Origin of the sequence: Streptomyces sp. T12 (assembly GCF_028736035.1) — a bacterium.
Classification (GTDB): Bacteria; Actinomycetota; Actinomycetes; order Streptomycetales; family Streptomycetaceae; genus Streptomyces.
This window is the reverse complement of the sequence record NZ_CP117866.1, coordinates 3,126,538-3,150,369: the sequence shown is the minus strand read 5'-3', so window position 1 is coordinate 3,150,369 and position 23,832 is coordinate 3,126,538. Positions and strand designations below refer to the sequence as shown.

Annotated in this window: 16 protein-coding genes and 3 pseudogenes; 5 read left to right on the top strand and 14 right to left on the bottom strand. The window is 66.9% G+C overall.

Annotated elements, in window-relative coordinates; all coding sequences use genetic code 11:
- Positions 1–28: 28 nt before the first annotated feature.
- The 3 genes from PBV52_RS14025 to PBV52_RS14015 all read right to left on the bottom strand — a co-directional run bounded on the left by PBV52_RS14025 (position 29) and on the right by PBV52_RS14015 (position 4,300).
- Positions 29–1,369, bottom strand: coding sequence for a carboxyl transferase domain-containing protein (locus PBV52_RS14025; protein ID WP_274238682.1), 1,341 nt, complete (start codon positions 1,367–1,369; stop codon positions 29–31).
- Positions 1,362–2,813 carry an acyl-CoA synthetase gene (locus tag PBV52_RS14020; RefSeq protein ID WP_274238681.1) on the bottom strand — a complete coding sequence of 484 codons (1,452 nt, stop codon included), beginning with the start codon at positions 2,811–2,813 and terminating at the stop codon, positions 1,362–1,364. The genes PBV52_RS14025 and PBV52_RS14020 overlap by 8 nt, the downstream gene beginning before the upstream one ends.
- An 89-nt stretch (positions 2,814–2,902) precedes the next feature.
- Positions 2,903–4,300, bottom strand: a complete 1,398-nt coding sequence (locus tag PBV52_RS14015; protein WP_274238680.1) for an SLC13 family permease — start codon at positions 4,298–4,300, stop codon at positions 2,903–2,905.
- Positions 4,301–4,543: 243 nt separating this feature from the next.
- Between PBV52_RS14015 and PBV52_RS14010 the strand changes: the two genes are divergently transcribed.
- The 3 genes from PBV52_RS14010 to PBV52_RS14000 all read left to right on the top strand — a co-directional run bounded on the left by PBV52_RS14010 (position 4,544) and on the right by PBV52_RS14000 (position 9,105).
- Positions 4,544–5,230 (top strand): FadR/GntR family transcriptional regulator, encoded by a 687-nt coding sequence (locus tag PBV52_RS14010; RefSeq protein WP_274249383.1) that lies wholly within the window; start codon positions 4,544–4,546, stop codon positions 5,228–5,230.
- Between the two features lie 189 nt (positions 5,231–5,419).
- A complete protein-coding gene (locus tag PBV52_RS14005; RefSeq protein WP_274238679.1) occupies positions 5,420–7,834 on the top strand; it encodes a glycosyltransferase in 2,415 nt (804 codons plus the stop codon).
- Positions 7,835–7,848: 14 nt separating this feature from the next.
- Positions 7,849–9,105 carry an acyltransferase gene (locus tag PBV52_RS14000; RefSeq protein WP_274238678.1) on the top strand — a complete coding sequence of 419 codons (1,257 nt, stop codon included), beginning with the start codon at positions 7,849–7,851 and terminating at the stop codon, positions 9,103–9,105.
- On the opposite strand, the pseudogene PBV52_RS51705 reads toward PBV52_RS14000, so the two are convergent.
- The 6 genes and pseudogenes from PBV52_RS51705 to PBV52_RS13975 all read right to left on the bottom strand — a co-directional run.
- Positions 9,021–9,299 (bottom strand): annotated as a pseudogene (locus tag PBV52_RS51705) (hypothetical protein); the annotation flags it as partial. The gene PBV52_RS14000 and the pseudogene PBV52_RS51705 sit on opposite strands and share 85 nt — an antisense overlap.
- A gap of 158 nt (positions 9,300–9,457) precedes the next feature.
- Positions 9,458–10,648, bottom strand: coding sequence for an ATP-grasp peptide maturase system methyltransferase (gene tgmC, locus PBV52_RS13995; RefSeq protein ID WP_274238677.1), 1,191 nt, complete (start codon positions 10,646–10,648; stop codon positions 9,458–9,460).
- Positions 10,638–11,599: pseudogene (gene tgmB, locus PBV52_RS13990) on the bottom strand (ATP-grasp ribosomal peptide maturase). The gene tgmC and the pseudogene tgmB overlap by 11 nt, the downstream one beginning before the upstream one ends.
- A gap of 5 nt (positions 11,600–11,604) precedes the next feature.
- Positions 11,605–11,907 carry a putative ATP-grasp-modified RiPP gene (gene tgmA, locus PBV52_RS13985; RefSeq protein ID WP_129800003.1) on the bottom strand — a complete coding sequence of 101 codons (303 nt, stop codon included), beginning with the start codon at positions 11,905–11,907 and terminating at the stop codon, positions 11,605–11,607.
- A 119-nt stretch (positions 11,908–12,026) separates the two neighbouring features.
- On the bottom strand, positions 12,027–12,317 hold the full coding sequence (locus PBV52_RS13980; RefSeq protein ID WP_274238676.1) for a hypothetical protein: 291 nt from the start codon (positions 12,315–12,317) through the stop codon (positions 12,027–12,029).
- A 68-nt stretch (positions 12,318–12,385) separates the two neighbouring features.
- The gene (locus PBV52_RS13975; protein ID WP_274238675.1) at positions 12,386–12,802 is read right to left on the bottom strand and encodes an ATP-binding protein; all 417 of its coding nucleotides are present in this window, start codon (positions 12,800–12,802) and stop codon (positions 12,386–12,388) included.
- Positions 12,803–12,959: 157 nt separating this feature from the next.
- Here PBV52_RS13975 and PBV52_RS13970 point away from each other — a divergent pair, with 157 nt between their 5' ends.
- On the top strand, positions 12,960–14,300 hold the full coding sequence (locus tag PBV52_RS13970) for a helix-turn-helix transcriptional regulator (protein ID WP_306801426.1): 1,341 nt from the start codon (positions 12,960–12,962) through the stop codon (positions 14,298–14,300).
- Positions 14,291–14,821, top strand: a complete 531-nt coding sequence (locus tag PBV52_RS13965; protein WP_274238674.1) for a GNAT family N-acetyltransferase — start codon at positions 14,291–14,293, stop codon at positions 14,819–14,821. Before PBV52_RS13970 ends, PBV52_RS13965 begins: the two co-directional genes overlap by 10 nt.
- 48 nt (positions 14,822–14,869) lie before the next feature.
- On the opposite strand, the pseudogene PBV52_RS13960 reads toward PBV52_RS13965, so the two are convergent.
- The 5 genes and pseudogenes from PBV52_RS13960 to PBV52_RS13935 all read right to left on the bottom strand — a co-directional run.
- Positions 14,870–15,004: pseudogene (locus tag PBV52_RS13960) on the bottom strand (YdcF family protein); the annotation flags it as partial.
- A gap of 392 nt (positions 15,005–15,396) precedes the next feature.
- The gene (locus PBV52_RS13950) at positions 15,397–19,302 is read right to left on the bottom strand and encodes an NACHT domain-containing NTPase (RefSeq protein ID WP_274238673.1); all 3,906 of its coding nucleotides are present in this window, start codon (positions 19,300–19,302) and stop codon (positions 15,397–15,399) included.
- A 917-nt stretch (positions 19,303–20,219) separates the two neighbouring features.
- Positions 20,220–21,482 carry a VanZ family protein gene (locus PBV52_RS13945; RefSeq protein ID WP_274238672.1) on the bottom strand — a complete coding sequence of 421 codons (1,263 nt, stop codon included), beginning with the start codon at positions 21,480–21,482 and terminating at the stop codon, positions 20,220–20,222.
- Between the two features lie 67 nt (positions 21,483–21,549).
- Complete coding sequence (locus PBV52_RS13940; protein WP_274238671.1) at positions 21,550–21,936, bottom strand: hypothetical protein; 387 nt, start codon at positions 21,934–21,936, stop codon at positions 21,550–21,552.
- A 768-nt stretch (positions 21,937–22,704) separates the two neighbouring features.
- On the bottom strand, positions 22,705–23,772 hold the full coding sequence (locus PBV52_RS13935) for a MerR family transcriptional regulator (protein ID WP_274249381.1): 1,068 nt from the start codon (positions 23,770–23,772) through the stop codon (positions 22,705–22,707).
- Positions 23,773–23,832 lie beyond the last annotated feature (60 nt).

Genomic DNA, 23,832 nt, shown 5'->3' with positions numbered 1-23,832 from the left:
TGCGCCCAACGGCGGCCAGGGAGGTCTCTTACCCCTCGACGACTCCCCGGATCACCCCCAGCTCCACCAGGTCCTGCGGCCGGATCCGCAGCTGATCCGCCGTCGCCTCCACCTCCTCCGGTCCCCGCTTCAGGATCGCCGCCGCCAACTCCGGTGCGATGACGGAGAAGTAGCTGTCCGGCGTGGCCCAGGTGTTGCCGGGCGCCGCCAAGGCCAGTGCCCCGCCTGAGCCGCCCTCGCCGATGACCAGCGTGGTGATCGGGACGCGGGCACCGGCCACCGCCCCGAACAGGTCCGCGATCGCGGCGCCCACCCCCTGCCGCTCCGCCTCCGCGTCATTGGCGGCGCCCGGCGTGTCCACCAGCGTCAGCACCGGTACGCCGAGCCGGTCCGCGAAGCGGATCAGCCGGGCGGCGGTGCGGTAGCCGGCCGGGCGGGTCGCGGTGCCGGTCTGGGCGGCGTAGGCGACCGTACGGCCCTCGTACGCGCCGAAGCCGCAGAGCATGCCCTCGGTGTCGGCTCCGCCGCAGCGGTCGCCGCTGATCGGGGCGCGGTGGGTGAAGTAGGCGTCCAAGTAGGTCTCGGCGCGCGGGCGTTGCGGCGCCCGGGCCCGCTGGACCGCGTCCCAGCCCGTGGCGGGCAGGTCGGGCACGCCCAGAGCGCGGGGCACCGTGGCCTCCTGGGCGGGCGGTCCCGCCAGCAGCCGCAGCCAGCGCCCCAACACCTCCCGCAGCTCCTGCGGCCGGACCACCGCGTCCGCCGCCCCCGCCGCCACCTGCGCCTGAGCCGTGTACGCCGCCGGATCCGCGTCCGGTGGGCGCACCCGGGAACCCGCGAAGCCGACCTGGGCGCCGGGCAGGGCGAGGATGACGTCGGCGCCCGCGCCCAGGGTGGCCCAGCCGCCGCCCGTCGTCGGGTCGCGGAGGACCGCGATCTGGGGCAGGCCTGCCTCTCGTGTGAGCGCCGACTGCCGTGCCACGCACTGGAGTTGGGTCAGCGCGAGCATGCCTTCCTGCATCCGGCTGCCGCCCGTGGCGACCAGCGGGACGACGGGGAGCCGGTGGGCGCGGGCGTAGGCGTACGCCGACTCCAGCCGGTCCCCGGTGCGTTCGCCGAGCGAGCCGCCCAGGAAGCCGAACTCGAAGGCCAGCAGCACGGCCCGCGTGCCCGCCACGCTCGCGGTGCCGCAGACGACCGACTCCTCCTCGCCGGTGCGCTCGGCGGCACGCGCGCGGGAGGCGTCGTAGCCCTGCCAGGAGAGGGGGCCGTCCGGCCCGGACTGCCGTTCCGGGTGGGGGAGTTCCGTGAACGTGGAGTCGTCGGCGAGTCGCGCGATGACCTCGCGTGCCGACAGGCGCCGCTCAGTCATGGGTCAGGGCCCGCTTCATGATCTTCCCCATGTCGTTGCGGGGGAGGGCGTCGAGGTAGTGGACCTTGCGCGGGCGCTTGTGCGGGGCCAGGCGCGCGGCGACGTGGTTCGCCAACTCCTCGGCGGGGGGCGGTGATTGGGGATCCGCCGGGACGATCCACGCCACGATCCGCTCGCCCAGGTCGGCGTCCGGTTCGCCGGTGACGGCGGCCTCCCGCACACCCGCGTGTTCGAGGAGCGCGTTCTCGATCTCGCCCGCCCCGATCTTGTACCCCCCGCTCTTGATCAGGTCGGTGGCCTTGCGGCCGACGATCCGGACGTACCCGTCGGGATCCCGTACCGCCATGTCGCCGGTGCGGAACCAGCCGTCCTGCGTGAAGGCGGCGGTCGTCGCGTCGGGGCGGTTCAGGTACTCGGTGAACAGGTTCGGGCCGCGCACCTGGATCTCGCCCACGGTCTCGCCGTCGTACACCGTGATCGGCGTCCCGTCCTCCTCCACCAGCCGCAGCTCCACGCCCGGCAGCGGCACGCCGACCGTCCCGGCCCTCGGCTCGCCGTCCGCGCGGACGCTGGTGTTCATCAGCGTCTCCGTCATGCCGTACCGCTCGACGACCCGCTGCCCGGTCGCGGCCGTGATCCGCTCGTGGTCGTGCACGGGGAGCGCGGCCGAGCCCGAGACCAGGAGGCGGGCCTTGCCCAGCGCCTGTGCCAGCCCCGGGTCCTCGGGGAGGGCCTGGGCGATGCGGTGGTACATCGTCGGCACGCCGAACACCATGGTCGCGCCCTCGTTCAGCTCGCTCGCCACACCCTCCGTGCTGAACCGGCCCAGGTGGCGTACGGATCCGCCGCGGCGCAGCGGGCCGAGGATGCCGAGGACCAGGCCGTGGACGTGGAACAGGGGCAGGCCGTGGACGAGTACGTCCTCGCCGGTCCACTGCCAGGCGTCGGCGAGCGCGTCCAGGGTGTGAGTGACGGCGCGGCGGGGGATGACGGCGCCCTTGGGCGGGCCGGTGGTGCCGGAGGTGTAGACGATCAGGGCGGGGTCCTCGTCGGACACCTGCGGGTCGGGGAGGGGGCGGGGGCCCCTGGCCCGCACGTCGACGTCGATGCGCGTCAAGTCGCCGAGAGGGGCCGGGAGTTCGTCTCCGGCGGCGGCCAGCACCACCTGCGGCGCGCAGTCGGACAGGATGTGCCCGAGCTCCTTCTCCCCGGACTTCGGGTTGAGCGGAACGGCGGCGACACCGGCCTCCAGTGCCGCCAGTACCGCCACCGCGGTCTCCAGCGCCGGGGTCGCCCACACGGCCACTCTGCCCGCCCCGCCGATCCGCGCCGCGAGGGCACCGGAGGCGGCGCCGAGCTCGCCGTACGTCAGGGAACGGTCGCCGAACCGCAGGGCGGCTCGCTCCGCCGGAGCGCCCGTCAGGGCCGGGAAGAGAGAGGACACGCGTCGTACTCCTTAAGAGCTTGAGAAGTGCTTGAATTCACTTGAATTCAACTGTGTGACGGACACTGACTGTTGCCGTCGTCCCCGGCCTACCCCCAGCCCGGCACGACCAGCACCAGCCACACCACCGCGGGCACCGCCGCCACCACGATCCCTCCGTACACCATCAGCTGCCGGAAGAAACGCTCACGGTCGACGTCCGGTGCCGCGGCCAGCACCAGCGCGCCGTTCGTCGAGAAGGGGCTCACGTCCACCACTGTCGCCGACACCGCGAGCGCCGCCACCATGCCGACTGCCCCGATCTCGCCCTGTGCCAGGAACGGCACGGCCAGCGGGATGAGCGCGCCCATGATGCCGACGGACGAGGCGAACGCCGAGACGATCGCGCCGATGTAGCAGAGCAGTACGGCGGCCAGCAGCGGTACGCCGATGCCGCCGACGCCCTCACCGGCCCAGGTGATGGTGCCCATCTCGTCCAGGACGCCGACGTACGTCAGCACACCGCAGATCAGCAGCACCGTAGGCCAGGCGATCTCGCCGACCGCCTTGCGGCTGTCCTGCGGCCAGGCGGTGCTCAGGAAGACGGCGAGGGTGATCGCGGTCAGACCGGCGTCCAGGTCGAAGGCGAGGACGGCGACGACGAGGGCGACCAGGGAGAGGAGGGTGGCGATGCGGGCGGGGGTGAGGCGGGTGGTGGTGACCGGGGTGGCGGTGGGGGCGGGGCGGGTGACGGTGGTGCCGCCGCCCTCGTGGGGAGCGGTGCGGGTGCCGGTGCCGGTGCCGGTGCCGGTGCCGGTGCCGGTGCCGCCGTCGGCCGGCAAGGAGTCGTCACCGGAGCCGTCGGAGGCCTCTTGCCGGTCGTCCGTGTCCACCGCCCCCTGCGCCCACAGCTTCAGCCCGCCGAAGAGGACGAACACGACCCCCGCGATGACGATGTTGACGATCAGGGAGGCCAGGAAGAGCGCAACCTCGTTGCCGGGCAGCTTCTCGCGTTCGACGATGCCGTTGACGATCGAGCCGTAGATGCTGATCGGCGAGAAGCCGCCGGCCTGGGCGCCGTGCACGACCATCGCGCCCATCAGCAGCGGGCTGATCCCGTAGCGGGCGGCGAAGCTCAGCGCGATCGGCGCGACGATCGCCACGGCGGCGGGGCTCACGGCTCCGATCGCGGTGAGCGCGCCGGTGAGCGCGAACATCACCCAGGGGATGAGCGCCACCCGGCCCCGTACGAGCCGGATGGAGGCGTGCACCAGCCAGTCGGTGGTGCCGTTGGACCGGGCGATGGCGAAGAGATACGTGACACCGACGAGGACGACGAACAGGTCGCCGGGGAAGCCGGCGAAGATGCCGTCCGCGTCGAGGTCGGCGACCAGGGTGCCGACTGCGAAGGCGGCGGCGAAGGCGAGCGCGCCCATGTTGATCGAGCGGGTGGTGGCGATGACGAACACCACGGCGAGGACGAGGATCGAGATGAGTTCGGGGGACATACGGGCTCCCGTCTTTGGGTCCCGGAGCGGTTGCGGGTTCCACACCGCGTAGTGGCAGTGGCCAAGTGGCTGAGCCAATTCGGGGTGATGGCTGGATAGCGTGGGCGCGCGGCGACGGGACGTCAAGAGGTAGCGCTGAATTGGCTCAGCCACTCGACCACTCGGCCGCCCGGCCACTCATCCGCCCCGGTGCTACGCTCCCGGCGAGAGGGGGACCCCGTGACCGACGACGCCCTGCGCCCCATGACCAAGCAGCGCCTCTACGAGCAGGTGCTCGACCGGCTGCGCGCCTACGTCGCCGAGGGCGGCCTCGGTGCCGGGGACCGGCTGCCGACCGAGCGCGACCTGGCCCAGCGGCTGGGGGTCAGCCGGGCCTCCGTGAAGCAGGCGATCGTGGTCCTGGAGGTGCAGGGCCTGGTGGAGGTGCGGCACGGGGGCGGCACGTACCTCGTGCGGGACAGCCTCGACGCGGAGCCGGTGGAGCGGATGGTCGAGCGCCGCCGGCGCCTCCCCGATGTCCTGGAGGCTCGCGAGGCGCTGGAGACCAAGCTCGCCGAACTGGCCGCCGAGCGCCGCACGGAGCAGGACCTCGCGGCGATGAGGTCGGCCCTCGCGCACATGGCGAAGGAGATCGAGGACAACGGTCACGGGGTGGAGGGTGACCGCCTCTTCCACGCCGCGGTCACCGCCGCCGCGCACAGCAGCATCCTCGCCGAGTTCATGCGCTCCATCGCCGACCAGATCGCCGAGAGCCGCACCGAGTCCCTCCGCCAGCCCCACCGCCCGGTCCGCTCCCTCGCCCAGCACCAGGCCATCCTGGACGCGATCGAGGAAGGCCGCCCCGCACAGGCGGCCGCCGCCATGCGCCGGCATGTCCGTACGGTGGCGAAAGTGCGGTTGCTGGACTGGGAGCCGGACGGGGAAAGCTAGCCGCCGGTTCCACGTTGCGCGGTGCCCTCACACATCTCCTTGGCGTGGGCACGTAAAGGCAATCAACGTTTTACACCGACGCAGGTGTGGTGTCACAGCGTCCGGTGAGGCTACTGGCACGTACCGACAACACGTACGTACCGACAAAAGGTCCTCCCCCCACATCCGAACAGGATTGGACCCACATACATGCACACCGAACTGAGGCGCTCACCCGCGCCCCGGAACACTCTCGCCTGCCCTCCGACCGAGGAGTTCGACGAACCAGACGACAAACCGGACGAGTTCGAAGCACCCCAGCACAGCCACGTCCTCGCGGTCGGTACCCCCGGCCCCCGGCGCGAAAGGCTCACCCGCACCCTCGAATCCACCGGCTACGCGGTCACCCACGCCGTCCCCGGAGACGTCGGCCGCAGCGTCCAGCAGGCCCCGCCCGACGCGATCGTCGCCCTCGAGGGCCACGGCGGCGTCGAACAGGCGGTGGCCGTCGTACGGGAGATACGCACCGCGCCCCAAGGCCATGTCCTGCCCCTCGTCATGGTCACCACCGACCGTGAACCCGCCGGTGTGGCACGGCTGTTGCGCAGCGGCGCCGACGACTGCCTGCCGGAGGCCGCCGACCCCGTCGAGCTGTCGGCCCGGATCGCGGCCAAGCTGCACCGCGTCCCGGTCCCCGTCGACCGGCTGGCCCTCGACCCGCGCACCGGCCTGTACTCCGCACCCCACTTCCACGCCGAACTCGACCGCGAACTGCGCCGCCCCCAAAGCCGTCCCGGACGTCGCGACGGCGTCCTCGCGGTGGTCGGCGTGGCCGAGGCGGACGCGCTGGAGGAACGGTTCGGGGCGCGGGTGCGCCGCGAGGTCGCCGAACGCCTCGCCGGGGTCGCCGAGCGCCTCGGCAACGGCAGCGACCGGCTCGGCTGGGACGAGGAAGGGCGGCTGCTCGTCCTCATGCCCGGCGTGGACGAGGAGACGGCCCGGCGCGCACTGGCGGAGTTCGCCTCCGCCGTGGCCGGCACCCGGTTCGTGGTCGCCGACGAGAACGTACGGCTGACGCCTGCCGTCGGCTGGCTGCCCCTCGCGGACGCCGACGGCCGGCCCGCCGAACGGCCCAGCGAACGGATCGCCGAACGCGCCGTCGAGCAGGCCGCCGACGCCGTCGCCGAGGCGCTGCGCCACCGCGATCTGCGGCCCGTCCGCTACGAGCCGTGGATGCGGGCCGCCGCCCCACGCCGCCGCGCCAAGAAGGTCGTACGACCGCTGCTGCTCGCCCTCTCCCCGCTGCTCGCGCTGCTGGTCGGCGTGGGCGTGCCGTTCGCGCTGTACGAGCAGGCGTACGCGGTGCTGGGCTGGGACGTGGCCTCGGCGGTCTACTGGGTCGTGGTCGCCGGACTGGTCCTCTCCGCCGCGCTGATCCTCCTCGAATGCCTCTTCTCGCTCGACGCGCCCACCCGGCCCGCGGCGCCCGCGCAGCCGTACCCGCCCGCGAGCGCGGTGATCGCCGCGTACCTGCCGAACGAGGCAGCGACGATCGTCGACACCGTGGAGTCCTTCCTGCGCCTCGACTACCCGAACGACCTGGAGATCGTCCTCGCGTACAACACGCCCCATGCGTTGCCGGTCGAGGACACCCTGCGGGAAATCGCCCGCCGCGACCGGCGGTTGGTGCTGCTTCCGGTGGCCGGCAGCACCTCCAAGGCGCAGAACGTCAACGCTGCCGTCAGCCGTGTGCGCGGCGAGTTCGTCGGCATCTTCGACGCCGACCACCACCCCGCGCCGGACGCCTTCCGCCACGCCTGGGACTGGCTGTCCCACGGCTACGACGTCGTCCAGGGCCACTGCGTGATCCGCAACGGCGACAGCTCCTGGGTGGCCCGGCAGGTGGCCGCCGAGTTCGAGGCGATCTACGCCGTCAGCCACCCCGGCCGGACCCGCCTGTACGGCTTCGGCATCTTCGGCGGCTCCAACGGCTTCTGGCGCACCGACCTGCTGGCCCGTATCCGGATGCACGGCTCGATGCTGACGGAGGACATCGACTCGACGCTACGCGCGTTGAGCGAGGGTGCGCGGATCGCCAGCGACCGGACGCTGATCTCGCGGGAGTTGGCGCCCACCCGTCTCAAACCCCTGTGGAACCAGCGCTCGCGCTGGGCACAGGGCTGGCTGCAGGTGTCGCTCCGGCACCTGGGGCAGGCGCTGCGTTCGCCTTCCTTCACGCGCCGTCAGAAGACTGGACTCGTAGTGCTGTTGGGCTGGCGCGAGGTGCAGCCGTGGCTGTCGCTGCAGATCCTGCCGATCCTGCTCCACTCGGCGGTCCGCGCGGGCGGCGCGAACCGCATCGACTGGGCCACCCCGGCATGCCTGCTCGCCTTCGCCTTCACCCTCTCGGCCGGATTCGTGCAGACGGCGTTCGCGGGCCGGCTCGCCCTGCCCGAACTGCGCAGCAGGCGCGGCTGGTTCTGGCGCCACGCACTGATCTCGACGGTCTTCTACACCCACTTCAAGAACATCGTCGCCCGGCAGTCGCACCTCAAGGAACTACTGGGGGACCGCCGCTGGCGGGTCACACCCCGCGCGGCGGCGAAGGCGGTGGGGCAGGAGTGAGCACCACACGCCAAGTGAGCGCCACACGCCGAGTGAGCACCATGCGCAGCCCCGAACTCCAGGGCTTCCGGGGCCTGGCCGCCCTCAGCACGGTCGTCTTCCACGTCTGGCAGCAGTACTACGTCTACGACGCACAGGGCGCCCACCCGCCGGTCGACAACCCCTACCTCGGGGCGCTGATCTCCCTGGAGGTCATCGACCTGTTCTTCGTCATGTCGGCGTACCTGCTGACGCTCTCCTACGCCCGGGCAGCGATCGACGGCGAGGACAGAACCCGCCCGGCGAGGGACTTCCTCTTCCGCCGAGCGACGCGCATCCTCCCGCTCTACTTCCTCGCGGTGCTCCTCGTCTGGTCCCTGCGCAACCCGTCCCTCCCCGGCGACTGGCGCGACCTGCTGGAACACCTCACGTTCACGCACGTCTTCGACCAGCAGCGCATCTTCTACACCCTGGGCCCGACCTGGTCACTCTCCCTGGAGATCGCGTTCTACCTCACCCTGGTCGCGGTCGGTCCCCCGGCGATCCGCGCCTGCCGCCGCCTGCGCACCCGCCGCGCCCGCGCGCTGCTGTGCGCGTCGGGCTGCGCGGCGCTCTACCTGGCACCGGTGGCCTGGATCGCCGTCGCCCACCACGCCCTCGGCATCCCGCACACCAACTGGCCCGTGTACTTCGGCCCGCAGGCCCGCCTGGGCGGCTTCGCGGCGGGGATGTTGCTGGCGGTGCTGCTGGTGGCGCTGGGCGAGCGAGGCCGTATCGGCGCACGCCCGGCGACTTTGTCGGCGGTGACCGCGGCAGCAGGTCTGTACGCCCTGTCGTACTACTCCGACCCGGAGAACACCTGGCACACCTACTACCACCCCCTCGCCGCGCTCCTCTGGTTCGCCCTGCTCTACGCCACGCTCCACATCCGCACCCCGGCCCGCCCCGGCTGGCACGCCCTGTTGCGCTCACGATGGCTGACGGGCGTGGGCCTGGTCAGCTACAGCCTGTACATCTGGCACGAGCCGCTGATGCTGGCCCTGTACGACGCCGGCGCCCTGCCCCGCTCCCAGGCGGGCTTTCCGCTGGCGGTGCTCTTCGTGGTCGCGGCGGGGGTGCTGGTCGCGACGGTGAGCTACTGGGTGGTGGAGTATCCGGGGGGCTTGCTGGCGGGGTTGCGGGACAAGAAGGGACGACCGCGGGAGTTCTATTCGGAGCCGGTACCGGTGCCGGAGCCGCGGCAGGAGCCGGAGCCGGAGCCGGAGCCGGAGCCGGAGCCTGCGGTGCGGTGATCAGTTGCGTCCCCGGGGCAGGGCAGCGGAGTCAGGGTGACCCGGCGTAGTACGAGATTGACGCCGGCGACCTCGACGGACAGTTCGTCGCCGACGTCGGGGACGACCGAGTCTGCGAGGGCGTCGTGGTGCACCAGCCTTGCGACGCCCTCGTCGGCGCACACGAACACCCCGAACGGCACCACTTTGGTGACCGTGCCGCTCCGAGCACGCCGAGCGCCTTACTCGGCGCGTCCGCCGCCTTGGCGAACGCCACGCGCCGGGACCGAGAGCGCAGGCAGCCAATGCCCGCCATGCGCCAGAGCACCCAGCCGTACCGCCTGCGCAGGAGCATCACGCTCGGCAGCGTTGATCACGAGGCGGGAAGCGGCCATTGAGGCCCGTTCGGGTTCCCGAGCCATACCACCTGCGCATCGCGGGAGGCCGTCACCCCGAACGCGGCGGTGCTCGGTGAGCCGTACTCCTCCCAGGTGGCCACCGCCGACTCGACCGCATCCCAGAGGCGGCGCGGGCCGCCCTGGCGGACCTTCCAGCCGCTGTCCGTGGGAGCGAGGACGGCGAACGAATCAGTGCGGCTGTCGAGCACGAACGTGCTCACCGGTCCGCCGTCGACCGGCATGGAGAAGAAGCGGGCATCTGGCGCCGCGAGCTGTGCCATGAAGCCGGGCCCCGAGCTGGTGAGGACTTCTGGCCCGTACGTGACCTTCCGCTTCGTGCCATCGTCGGGGCCCGGCACCGTGCCGAGGCTCTCCGGCGCGTCCTGCTGGCGGGCGATCATGAAGCTCGGTTCGTCCTCGCTGAACCAGCCGCTCGCGCTGGCGCCGGTGACGATGAGCTTGACCAGGCCGAGGGAGCGCATCCAGCCGCGCAGGGTGGTGAGGATGACGCCGCCGGGCGGCACTTGATCCAGCCAGGCAGGGGGGATGTTGCGGAAGCCGCACGTGGCGATCAGCCGGTCGTAGGGGGCTCCGTCGAGGTGGCCGACGCGGCCGTCCTCCACCACCAGGTCAGGGGTATAGCCGGACCTCGCGAGAGCCTCGCGGGCTCGCCGTGCCACCCCTTCGTCCGTCTCGATCGAGGTCACGGCCTTGCTGCCGAGCCGGTGGCACATGAGTGCCGTCGAGTAGCCGGTACCTGTCCCGATCTCCAGCACGTTCATGCCGGCGTGCACGTCCAGGTCTTCGAGCATCCGGACCACGAGACTCGGCAGAGTGGACGATGAGGTCGGGACCGCGTTGCTGATCGGCTTCGGATCGGCCCAGTCGATGTCCCGGCCGTCGAACTGGGTCATCCAAGTCTCGTCGGAGTAGATGAGCCGGAGCCACTCGTCCTGGCCGACGCTCGCCTCGGTGACCGGCTCCCAGGTGGTGACACCGGGGCCGTCGTTCTCGCGGTAGAAGCGCGGGATGAACACGTGGCGGGGCACGGCCTCAACGGCGGACCGCCACTCCGGCGAGCGCAGCCAGCCGTCCTTCTCCAGTCCGGCTGCCAGTTGCCGTCGGAGGTCGGCTGCCGTTGTCTCGGCATCAGGCTCACTGGCCACGGAGTCCTCCTTCCAGGAGATCGGCGAGTGCCGCGGTCATGGGCAGCCCGGTCGGCGGCTCCATCCATGCCCACTGCCCCGAAGGATTGCACTCGATGAAGACCCACTCGCCGGAGTCGGTCAAGGCGAAGTCGAATGCCCCGAAGACAAGCCCGAAGTGCTTCAGGTAGGCACGCATGGCGCGCTCCACCTCGGGCGGCGGGTGACGGGCGTGTATGTGTGGGTGCCGTAGTCGGTGCGCCAGTCTAGGAGGCCGGAGTCGATTCGCACCGCGAAGACCTGCTCGCCGATGACCGTCACCCGGACGTCCGCGATCTTTTCCACGCACTTCTGGAACAGGTGCATGGTGCCGGCCACCGCGTCGTCGATCTCGTCGGCGGTCACCTCAGTTACGGGAACTGTCTGGGCCTTGCCGTCGACCAGGTAGAGCGGGACCGAGATGGGTTTGAAGATGGCCGGGCCGTGATCCTTGATGAACGCCCGCGCGTCGTCAGGCACATTGGTGATCAGCGTGGGCGGCAGAGTGAAGCCGGCCGCCGCCGCGGTTGCGAGCCCGGCCGGTTTGTACTCGGCGTCACCGATGCGGTTGGGGTGATTTACGTACAGGCAGCCGGGCAGCGAGGTGAGGATGCCACCCAGCCCGTAGCGCGCGTGCGCGATGGCGAACCGCTCTTCCTGCCTGTCGAGGTAGGGGAAGGCGAACCCAGAGGGGCGCCGGTAGTACATGGACCTCACGGCGCCCAGGTCGGCACGCCGGCTCGGGGTCTGCACGCTTCCTCGCCACCTGTCGGTGTCGCCGATGGAGGCGGAGCACGACAGGGCGGCCGGGAAGTCACCGGAGTCGAACCGCACGACCGGGACACCCCGGTCGTGCAGCTCGCTGATCACAATGTCCGCGGTCGGGTCGTCAAGGTTCGTGACGACCAGAACCGGACGATCGTCGTTCGTCACTGGATTCACTGGTCGGTGTCGTTCCCCGTGTCGCTGTCCGGGGAGTCGCTGTTGCGGTCGCCCTGGCCCGTGGTACCGGTTGACGGATTGGTACCGGACGATGTGCCGTGCCCCGGAGACATGGTGGGCGCTCCGGACGCGTCCAGGTACCGGGCGGTCTGCGTCGCCGGGTCCAGTTCCACCGTCACGTAGTCCGGCGCCGCTACGGGCGGGTATGGGGCGATGCGGCGCAGGCCCCAAGGAGCGGCGGTCAGGTGTCCCTGTGGCAGCGGGCTGCCGGTGGGGAATCGGTCCATGTAGTTGAACACGGTCTTCCTTTCTCCAGGAAAGATCTGAGCTTCTGACTGCCTTGTTCGTCCGCCCAGCGCCTCGGACATCGAGTCGCCAAGCGGAAGTCGTGGAGCGCCGGTCGCCCCTTGGAACCGGGTCAGACCGGAGCGAGAGCTTGCCGACGCAGTGCCTCAAGCACGCGCGCAAGGAGTGCTACCTCCGGCTCCATGGAATCGACCGCGACTCGGCCGTCCTCATGCCACCGGTTGAGACGCCGCTGATACTCGATCTCCGCCCACGTGGCTTCGGCTCGGATTTCCCCGAGTGCATGAGCCGACTCCATGTGCAGCCTGAGGAGTTCCGCAGGGGTGATGCGCAAGGGCTCGGCGAATGTCGCGGTGTCGGGGTCACTCGTCGAGCGGAGGGGGGCGAGGATGATGAGTTCCACGCACGCTTCCGGGCTGGGATCGTCCGCCAACTCGTCAGCGGGCACCAGCCGTAAGAGCACGCGAGGTTTCAGCACTTGGCCGGCACTTCCAGCTCGGCCCACACGACCTTGCCCCAGCGCTTCCGGTCGTATCCCCATCTCCAGCTGAGGGCCTCGACAAGGAGCAGACCGCGCCCCTCCTCGGCGTCGTCGTCGGGGCCGCCCAGCTCAGGGCCGTCCGCGCAGGTGTCGGCGACGCCGATACGCACCACGCCCTGGCTGGGACGCGTGACCAGGACACGGACGTTCCGGCACCGGGTGTGGTCGATGGCGTTGTTGACCAGCTCGGCCACGATCTGCACCCCGGCCTCAGCCAACTCGCCTATGCCCCAGGTGCTCAGGGCGGCCGAGACGAGCATGCGTGCCAGGCGAGCGGACTCCGGCTCGCACGGCATCGTCTCGGTGTAACCGGGGGTGCCGGTCGCAGTAGGTCGGGCTGCGGTCATGGTCACAGGAACATCCCTCCGGGGGTGGACGCCCGCCCCCGCGACGGGGTGGCGCCGGGGCGGGCTCTCCTCCAAGCCGTCGAGGAAAGGGGAATCAGGACCTCGACCGGCTGCTACCGAGTCAACGGCCTGTGGCCCGTGAGGAACAGGAAAAGTCGTGCCCGCGCTGGTCGCCCCAACCCGGAAGACTTTGCGTTCCCGTGACCTGGGGTCTGGTTCGGTCGGTGATCGCCGGTCTACGGTCAGTGGCATGGGAGCGAACGCCATCCTCAAGAGCCGGATGGATGAACTCGGGCTCACTCAGGATGAATTGGCTGGTCGGATGAACACTGCGCTGGCAGAGATCACCGGCAGGCCCGGCGACGTCTCCGCCCGCACCGTCCGCAACCTGCTCAACGGAACGTCCCGCCGCCCCATCGGCCGTACATGCGCGGCGCTGGAGCGGGTGTTCGGCTGCCCCGTCGAGGACTTAGGGTTCAGAGCACCACGCACCATGCAGCATCCGCAGGAGGGTCCCGTGCGGCGCCGCGCCTTCATCGCCTCGGCCACCGGGACAGCGGCTTCCGCTGTTCCCTTCGTGGTACAGCGGCGCGCGGTCGGCATGTCCGACGTGGCCCGGGCCGCCGCCGCGATGAACGCACTCGTTGAGGCCGATGACCGGCAAGGCGGGCACACACAACTGGAGCGGGACGCCCTCAAGGGCCGTGACGGCGTACTGGAGCTGCAGCAGCGCAACGCCGGAGAGCGCGTCCGCCGGGCCCTGTACGCGCTGGCCGCCGAGTACACCGCCATTGCGGCCTGGTCCTGCATCGACGTACGCAACCTCGATCAAGCGCAGAGACACCTGAACGAATCCACGACGTACGCCGGACTCTCGCAGGACGGCCCCACAGCGATGCGAGTGTGGGTCACCGTGTCGATTCTCGCCTCTCAACGCCGCAACTGGCCTGATGCCCTCGCGGCTGCCCAGGCCGCCCAAGCCACGCAAGAAGCGCGCAGGGACCCGTTCTTCGACTCGTTGGGACGGGTCCGCGTCGCCCTCGCCTACGCCGCGCTCGGCGACAGCCGCGACGCGCTTCGCTCTCTCGGATCCGCACAGGACGCCTTCGCCAAGGCTTGTGAGCGCCAGCGTCCCCGATGGACGGCCTTCTACGGCCCAGCCGAACTCGACCACCTCGGCGCCATCATCAATGGTCGCAGCGGACGTCACGCCCACGCCGAAGCCATGGCACACCGCGCCCTCGCACAGATCCCGTCCGTCTTCCGCCGAAACAGGGCGCTGGCGACTGCCCAACTCGCCCTCGCCCAACTCCATCAGGGAGACGCCGAACAGGCCACGGCCACCGCCGCCAACGTCTTCACCATCATGGATGGCGATCCTCTTCCCGGCCGCATGCGCACACTCATCGGGGACTTCCACAGAGACCTGTTCGTCATGGCCCCCTCCACCACTTACGCACGAGACTGGGCGGATCGCCTACGAGCCGAATGGAGCTGAACGTGATCGACCTGCGTCACTTCCAGCACGGAAACCTCCCCGCGGGCTTCCGGCAGATGCTCATCGACGTTCACGACGACGCCTATGCCGACGCCATGGACGATCCGTTCAACCAGCGCTTCCCCTGGTTCGTCGACCACTGGTCGGGCATGGACGACTTCACGTGCGTCGTGGCGTACGACGGAGACGAGCCGACCGGCTTCGCTTACGGCGCCCCGCTCACAGCCGGCCGCGAGTGGTGGCGCTCCACCGACTACGAACCGAACAACGGCTACACCTCCACCTACGCGGTATCCGAGCTGATGGTGCGCCCCCGGTGGCGTAAGCAAGGCACCTCCGAACGCCTCCACGAAGCGCTGTTGAAGGAACGGACCGAAGACCTCGCCGTACTCCTGGTCGATGTCACGCACCCCAAGGTTCAGGCGCTGTACGGGTCGTGGGGATACGTGAGGGTCGGCGAGCAACGGCCGTTCGCCGACGCTCCGCTGCTCGCGGTCATGGTCAAGGAGCTTCGGGGCTGAACCGCCATCAGAGAGCGGCAAGTCGCCGTCGAAGCTGGCATGCACAAGTCACTCATATGGGCCATACGCATCCGTCGGTACGTCCTGCTCGACAGCGAAGCCGAGCTTCGGGTACTCGGCCACCCGCTGCAAATCACCGACGAGCATGTCGACGACAAGCTTCTCGTTACCGATGGACTTGAGCCTGCGGCACGCTCCCTCTCTTCTTAGGGCTTGGTGGGCTTAGTCCAGCTTCCCATGTCGGCGCAAGGCCTACCGCTACTCCACCAACCACCAGGGTCGGTCGGCCGGTGCCCGGCAACCCGCAACGATTGCAAGGCATGGGCATTGTCTGGGTCGAAGGACGCCGTCGGCCACACCGCCATGATCGCTGACGGCGGCTACTGGCCGGCCTGGTCATCCCGCACTGCCTGAGCGAACTGCCTGCCTAGAAGGAGAAACACAACACTCCAACCTCCAGGCTCGTGCCCGTCTTGAGCACGCCTTCACTCGCTAGCAAGGCCTAGAAGATTCTCCGCGACTGCCGCCACAAGGCCACTACGCGATGAGTGGAATCGCCTAGGCAGCCTCCTTCTTCATGAGAGTGGACGCATCTCGTGAAAAGAAATCTCCGTCCACTGCCTCGATTGGTAGCTCAGGAGATACTCGTACACAAAACGAAGTTCGTCTGGGCTCAACAAATGCCTAGTCGAGTCAAAGAGCTCAACAAGGAAGGTGTAGTCGCTTGGCTCGTCTCCGTTTTTCATCAGGCCGAATACATGATGAAGTGAGAGTTCTTTTGCCAAAATCCCTTGAGTTAGGACCTTTAGCAGCAGATCTCTATCATCCCGTTCGTGAGGCGGTTCTGAGGCCACAACAGCCAGAGCAACTAAGAATTTCCTGATGAGATCTACGCCAGTATCAGACTTAGTCCTTTCCCACTCAGCTTTCATGAGGACGGCGTTCCGGCGGTGAGCGGGCGTAAAGCCACCCATCGACATGGTGATGCGGCCGAGACCCACCTGACTAAAGTCTCGGACCCAGTTGTTTACCACGAAGTCCGGTAGCCGCGGGCTCCAGGCGTACCCAGGCCGTACGTTTACGCCGAGAGCGTTTAGGGCGTCGACCCAACTTTCGTCGATTTCTAGTTCATCCAACCAGGCCAAGTAAATAGGCTTACCGGAGATAGAGCTGAGAATCCTCTCGAACAACGGCTTAGGCATGGCAAATTTGGAGTGGCGAGCGCTATGTCGTGTCGGCACGTTAAATATCAGGTTTGCCATTCTCCAACGCGGGTGCTGGTCCTCGATGGTCTCCATAATGTCGACCAGCAGATAGATGTCGCTCGAATCCCAGGCACCAGGCTCGTGGGTCATAATGGAGAAGTTTGACGCCGCGAAGGGAAAGAAAGGCTCTCCATTCTCTCGCCACGATCTAAAGTTTGATTCAGCTAGCGTGTTAAAGTCTTCAGTATCCCAGGAGTCTTCAACTGCGTTCCAGTCCTCAAGGTCTCCAAGGTATCCGGACTCGATCATCTGAGCCGCTTCATCGCCGAACTCTTCACGAACCCGAAGGGCATACAGGATGATCCAAGGGAAACGATGTGCACAAGCTTCGTACTCATCTAGATCAGGCCCCTCAATGCGTACGACGTCAGCCAAGGTATTCTTGTTCGGATTAATCGAAAATAGATAGATCTTAGAGAGCCAGTGCTCCCTCGGAAAGCCTGAATCAATCGCATCCCGGATCCGGGGATTAGCCGTATGGCATTGGTTGACCATGATCTGCATGCTTAGCCGTGGAGTATCGAACTTCAACCTATATGCCGGACGAGCAGTCGACGGACCAAAAAGAGTTTGGGAAATGGGAGATGCCCACTCTGGGAAGGCGAAGGGTCCGAGCGGGGAAGGCAGATCGCGTCGAACCCGCTTGGGATTCGTCGTGCGCCTGTGCGTCGATGTCAATCGCATCGATCGAGCGGCACGAATCGTATTACCTGGATCAGTCATGCTTGGCATGGCCCACGAAGTGAGCGTCAAGTTCTCGGAATCGCTTGCAGTAGCCATAAGCTCCTGGCGATCTTCCGAGCTGCTCTTTCTGTAGATGGTACGGAGCACGTCAGTGGCCCAGCGATCTTCATGAGCAGCACGGACACCAAGAAAAATGAGAACAGATGCACCAGGAATGCCATCTTTGGGCAACTCTGACTGCAAGAAGTCCCGAGCTATCTCCATTCCGTCGGGGCTGATTGATGCGGCCAGAAGGGAGACGTGGATACAAGGCGGAAGCTGGAGAACCTTAAGTGCCTCTTCCAGCAGCATAGACTCGTAACGGGGCGCTCGCACCATGCCGTCTCTGAGGATCTCGACAGCCAGGCGAGAACCGGTTAGGACGCGACGTTGCAGGTTGCCATACTGGGTCGAGGCGGAATTGAGTTCGGCAACAAGAGTAATGACCGCGTCGCGCAACGGCTTCCGATTCTCGAAAATGTTACCGAGCGCGAAGAGCAGCACATTGCGCCAATGGGCGCTCACCGACATTGCCCTAAGGCGTTCCGGGATTTCGGCCTCACGGCAGTTCATGATTGCATGGGCGGCCCAGAACTCCTGTAGCGACCGAATCTCAAAACTCACCTCATCAATACGTGATGGTACGAGGAAGACAAGACGATCGGTCGCAGCTCGGCTGATCGACGCTGTCAATGATTTTAGCGCGTCGCCTTTGAATCCTTCGCCCTCGAGTCGGGCAGCGATAATCACATTGAGCTCTGCAATTGTAAGACGTGATGCTGTGTCGCCGCTCCTTTCGCTCTTGGTCTGTAGGAGCAACCCGATATCAGCGTGAATTGCGTTGATATCGGTTCGCCTGTCTCGCAGCAGGTTACTGGACGGCCCCTCTTTTTCTAGCTCGCGCTCATAAATGACTCGATAATAGTCAGCGAAGAGGGTGTATCTATCTTTTGGAGCCTTCCCCATTCTGTCGAGCAACACAGCCATGATGGTGACCTGGAGAGGTGTTGTCATCAAATGCGCTGTTGAGTCTTCTGCGGCTGCCTGCTCTAGACGGTCCATCAACCGCTGCACCTTGTCATCGGCAGCCGAACCGTATCTGGCTTGAGCCAGCTTCTGCCCGTACGTAAGAGCGTTTTCTTGGTCAAGTGGCAGCAGAGAATAGTGCCGGTAGTGCTTCGGAGAGAACTCGTCCGCATATCCTTGCGGCCGAGTAGTGGCCACAACAACTAGATCTGCATTCACCTCGTCGGCGTCAAGCAAAAAGTCGTTGATGCAGTTAAGCACGTCGTCTCGGTTGCTCGATCCTGGCACCTCATCCAGACCGTCAAGGATGAGCAGCCATGGGAAATCGGCTAGCCATTCCCGCAGATCACTTGCCTCAACGTTGACGGCACTTACCGCGGATATCCTTTGGGAGACGTATTCAAGAATGCTTCTAAAGCTTCCCTTGGCGATCCCGTCCGCCAGACTAGTTAGGGGAATCTTAAATGGCCATCGACGAGCGCGCGGGGAAAGTGATTCACGGCTCGCCAGAGCCGTGATTCTATTCACGGCAGCCCGCAACTCTGTGTTTCGCGCGTACAGTTCCGTCTCTCTAACCAGATGGGCGCGATAGAGCTGACACATAAGCTGACTTACAGTGCTTTTGCCTTGCCCTGGGCCGCCAACTAGAACAAACCTATTAGATTGGTGAATCAGGTTTTCGCTGCCCCTTTCGTCCGGGCGATTAACAGTGTCGCACACCGCAATCAGTGTTTCCAGACATTTAGCCTCTTCGTTGGCTTGAAAGCCGTCCGAGAGGCTGATAGGGAGATCGACAAAAACGTCCGCTAGAGGAATTGTCCGGTCGTCCGCAGAGCCAGCCTGATCCAAATTTGCAAACCTCTCCCGAAGGATTTCTCTCGACAAAAACGACTTGATGGCGGACACGACTTCACGCTTGCGCTTTTCTTGTTCTTCATAGATGGAAGCCAGAATGTCGCCAGGGAGAATCCATGCCGCGTACGACTTGCGGATTCCATCATGAATCTCAAGAAATCTATTAACATTCTCCGCGTGCCAAATTATCCAATCTTCGACGTTTAGTCTGCCACACTCTTCCTGCATTACCTCCTGCACTCGATCGAATCCACCCGTTCCGGGTACCGCAGAGAGTGAAACGTTTGATGCAAAGATGACGTATTTCGGTTTGGGCCTGCGTTTTGACGACTCGCGCCATTCCTTGAACTCTTTACGGATTTCCGAGATCAACCACTTTGCTTCGTCTGCGGGAGAGGCGGGCGTCTCCTTGTGCTTCACCTGGAGAATTCCATAGCCCTCCCACGCTGTCGCGCCGGTTGGCGACACTTTGAGGCTGTCGAATGTAGCTTCCCTCCCACCGTCTGGCCCCGCCCCAAATACTGAAACGTGCGGCCCGAGTTCCGCAACGGCGATGGATTGAACGAGGTTCTCGAACTGACGCGGGCCCGGTTGGTAGAGGTCAAACTTCATGGACGGATTATGCACTGCCTGTGGGTTGCCAGGGTGCGGGTTCCAGTTTTTGGGCACGCCAGGATCGAGCTGATTCCTGGTGCAGTGAAGCTCAACATGAGGCTCCAGCGGGTTTGGCGAGGGCCAGCAGCGTGCGTACCCCGTCGCGCTGGGGTGCGGGCGGAACCCGACAGCCTCGTTCTCGACACTCCGGCCGGAAACGTCAGCACCGGATCGATGCAGGCGACTGGTGGAGATTCAGGGCCACGACGAAGCGCATTCCCCAGGTGCCCCCGCCGACGGCAGGCGGAAGCTAACATGCAGGTTGAGGTGGATGGAGCCCGCTGCAAATCTGCCGGCTCAGTCTTGCCTGCGAGCCGCTAGTTGTCCTGGTTTTGTCCAGTGCGCTGACGACTGCCACCGTTCGCTGCCGTACATGCGCCCCCTCTGACCTGCCGACTGAACCCCTACGAACGCCCCCGTACGGCCACGCGGACAGTTGGAAAGCGTGTTGGGGGCAACCCCTCACAAGTTCGAATCTCGTATCCTCCGCCACGGCTGACCAGGCGAAACGATGCTCCGAACCGCAGTGTGTTCGGAGCCTCGTGGTTTCTGGGCTACGAGAACGGCCCCCTATCCGACGATCTTCATCCGAGACCGTCAGCCTGGGGCCAGACGCACGGTCGCGTTCCCCTCAGCCGCCTATCCCCTTCCTACGCCGCCCGCGCGATCACCTTCGCGCCCCTCATTCACAACGGAGAGTCTTGCCCAATCGCTCACCGGGTCGGCCGTCACTGGCCTGTGAGTCGACTTCGAGCCGCTAGGGAGACTCACATGGGCGAGAAGCACGTCGTTGGCGGCGGGCGCTGCGGCAATGCAAGTCGTCCTCCAGCGGCCCCCGCACCCGCGCGTGCGACCCCGAGAGGACTCGATCCGGGTCAGGGTGACGGTGCGCTGGGAACGATCCTGCCGTTGGCGGCGTCGATGGTGATGTCTTGTCTGCCGCTTCCGACGATCCAGACTGGCCGCCAGGTACCTGCGACCCGTTGGGCGAGGAGGACGGACTTGTCGGTCGGCAGGCCGGTCTCGTTGTGTGCCAGGTCCCTTGCCTTGGCCTCACCGACAGTTACCCGCGGCAGGGCAGGATCGTCCGACGGCGTGGCGGAGAATCCGATGACCCGTGCGGTGGTGGTGATGGTGAGGTCGAGGCGCATCGGCATCATCACACCATCCGCATAACGCCGGTAGAGCACGGTGTAGGCCCGGGTGGGGCCGTCTCCGATGGAGCGGATCTTCTGCTTGCTTCCGGCGACACTCTTCGGAAACCACTGACGCGCGAACTTGTCGGCTGCCTTCGCGACTTCGGTTTCGCTGAGGGGTCCTTCGTCGCCACGCGTGTTCGACGACCACGCACCGACCAGATCCTTGTCGGGCCACCAGCCTGAAATGCTGCCGCGGTTCGTCTCTGCGGTGATCTTCAGCCGGTCTCCGCTCTTCTGCGTAACGGATCCCGTGACCTCGGTGTCGCTGCCGTAAATGCCCTTGGCCGCGGCAGCGATCCACTCCTCGGCCTGGTCGGAGGACTCGGCAAGGCTGCGTCTGCGGTCGTCCTGGGCGACGAGGTCCACGGGGGTGATGCGGCTGTCGAAGATTGCCGTCACCGCCATTGCGCCGACAACAGCAAGGACGGCGCCCCAGACGAGGTCGCGCATGGGTCGGCGTGGAGGCACGCGCCGCCGGTAGAGCCAAACGGCTCCGGCCAGAACACCGACTAAGGCCCCTGCCGTGTTCGCCGCGAGATCGCTGACGCTGCACGAACGGCCGATGCTGGCCCCCGATTGCGTCAGCTCTACCATCGCGCTCACGCACCCGCCCCCTGCCGCGACGGTGATCGGGCGCCTGAACAGTTGGACGGCCAGGAACGCAGCCGGTGCGAAGAGGGCGATGTTCAGCAGGGAACTGGCCGAGGTCAACAGATGCGTGGGTGCTCCGGTGTCGCACTGCCACGACTCAAGGCCGGCGTCGCCGGGGAGCAGCGTCACCGCGAGGATGCCGGCCAGGTAGACGGCGAAGGCCGTTCTCAAAGGCCAGGGCTTGTTGCGGGCCTTTGCCACCAGCGCCGTGGGCAGCGCGAGCACGACAGCGAGAATCAGGAAGGAGACGATCAGGCCGGGTACGGCCGCGATGGACGCTTCAATCACGAGGAATGGCCTTCAAGACACGATGCCTGGGGCGCTGGTCATGCGCCCCAGGCATCATCACGGTCGGCTAACAGACGCTGACGGGCGGGGTGTAGTACTGGCCGGTATCGGCCTCCATGTAGCCGACGACGCTGCAGTCCTGGACCCTGGACTTCCTCAGGCCTCCCCAGTTGTGCTTCACCGTCTGGCCCTTGGAGACTGACTTCGCCGAGTCCTTGAAGAGCTCGTTTGACGTGTCCAGAGCGAGCTGGACTGTCACCTTGCTGCCACCTGTCTTCTTGTACGTCGTGGCCGAGTAGAACAGGGAGCAGTTGCCGCTCACCTGACACCCGTCGTCGGCGGCGACGCTCAGGACGCCGTTCGACAACTGCGTGCTCTTGGACCCGAAGGCGTAGGCACTCGTTCCCGTCATGACGACGACACCCGTTATGGCGCCGACGGCCAGCTTCTTCATCAGCACTTTTATCCCCCTCGTTGATTCGGTCTTCTTGCACTGGTCGCAAGATCAACGAGTTGAACGTTATACAGCGGATCATGGCGAGGCCATGCCAGTTATGAAGGTTGGCTTGTACCCGCCACTCAGAAGGCAAACGAGTTCATCCGCGCCCTGCCCTGTGGGTGTGTCATACGTGGTTTCAGGCGCAGTGTGCAGGGAGTGCTGTCATCCCTTGCCCCGCTGATGCAGCATGACTGGAATGCATCGGGGCCGACGACCTGGACGTGCAAGGCTCTATCACCACTCGGTCCGGCGTAGCCCGCGACAGATCCCTGGTCTCAGTTTTGGTGTCATTCACCCAGGTCAGGACGCCCTCGCCCCTCCCCGCCCTCGAGATGAAATTGGAAAGCGTTGGCTGTGCGAGTTAGCAGGTGTCTGGTTGTGCCCTGTCCGGTTGGGTTCACCGGACGCCGGTGCACGCCACCAGCGAGCTGCCGTTCTCGTCAAGAAACAGCATGAAGACCCATGATCTGTCGAAAGTCCTGAAGTGGCCCAGCCGAATCGGTCGCCTGTATAGCGGGAGTCGGCGCCCGTAGACGGTCGTGAGCGACTCGGCAACCCCAGCAACCGGCAGCACTCGGCACCAGCCCTCAATATGCTCGCGGCAGCGGTCCTGGCAGCAGGGTGGCCCCCTGGCACTGCTTCTTGCGGGCAGGGCAGCCGCCGACTCCTAGAAGCCTCCGGCAAGGCTCAGGGATACCGCGGCCCTTGTATCACCCTCGTTCCTCAGGCCGCCCCCTCCACCACATCCGCCACCACGCAACTCACGTTGTCCGGCCCGCCCGCCTCGTTCGCCGCGTCGATCAGGGCGTGGACGGCGGCGTCGGGGGCCGGGGCGGAGGTGAGGAGGTGGCGGATGTGGGTGTCGGGGACGACGCGGGAGAGGCCGTCGGAGCAGAGGAGGTAGCGGTCGCCGGGTTCGGTGTCCTGGAGGCGGAGGTCGGGGGTCGCGGGAGCGGTGGCGGACAGGGCCTTGAGGAGCAGCATGCGCTGGGGGTGGGACGTCGCCTCCTCCGGGGTCAGGCGGCCCTCGTCGATCATCGACTGGACCACTGTGTGATCGTGGGTGATGCGGAACAGGGCGCCGTCGCGCAGCAGATACGCACGGGAGTCCCCGATGTGGACCAGGGCGAGGCGCGAGCCCGTCCACAGCAGAGCGGTGAGGGTCGTACCCGACTCCTCCGCGCCGTTCGTCGCGTCCCGGACCGCCTCCGTCGCGCCCTGCACCGCCTCCTCCAACAGGTTGAGCACGTTCCCGGCCGGGAGTTCCGCCGCGTCCAGGAAGCGCAGCGCCTCCACCGCGGCGCTGCTCGCGGGTGCGCCCGCCGGGCCGCAGCCGTCGGCCACCGCGAGCAGGCGGGTGCCCGCGTAGGCCGTGTCCTGGTTGGCGGGGCGGACCCGGCCTCGGTCCGAGTGGGCGCAGTAGTGAAGCTCCAGCATGGTGGTGTCCTTCCTCGGTGCTGCCAAGAGCGAGAGATGGTCGACGAGGAACGTGGCGAGATCCCGCCGTGCCGCCGTCTCCGCCTCGACCTGCGCCCAGTAGGCGCGGATCTCGCGGGCGGCGTCGGCCGGCGGCAGGGTGCACACCTGATGGATCCTGGCCAGCGGCATGCCGAGTCGGCGCAGCCACGCCACCAGGCGGGCCCGCTCCAGCTGCTCGACGGCGTAGTAGCGGTACCCGGTGTGCGGGTCGACCCGGCTGGGCTTCAGGAGGTCCAGCTCGTCGTACAGCCGCAGTGCCTTCGGCGACAGCCGGCAGGCCTTGGCGAAGGCGCCGATCGTCAGCATGCCCATGCCCATGCCCATGCCCATGCCCATCCCGATCCCGATCCCGTCCTGGTCATTTCCCGAATC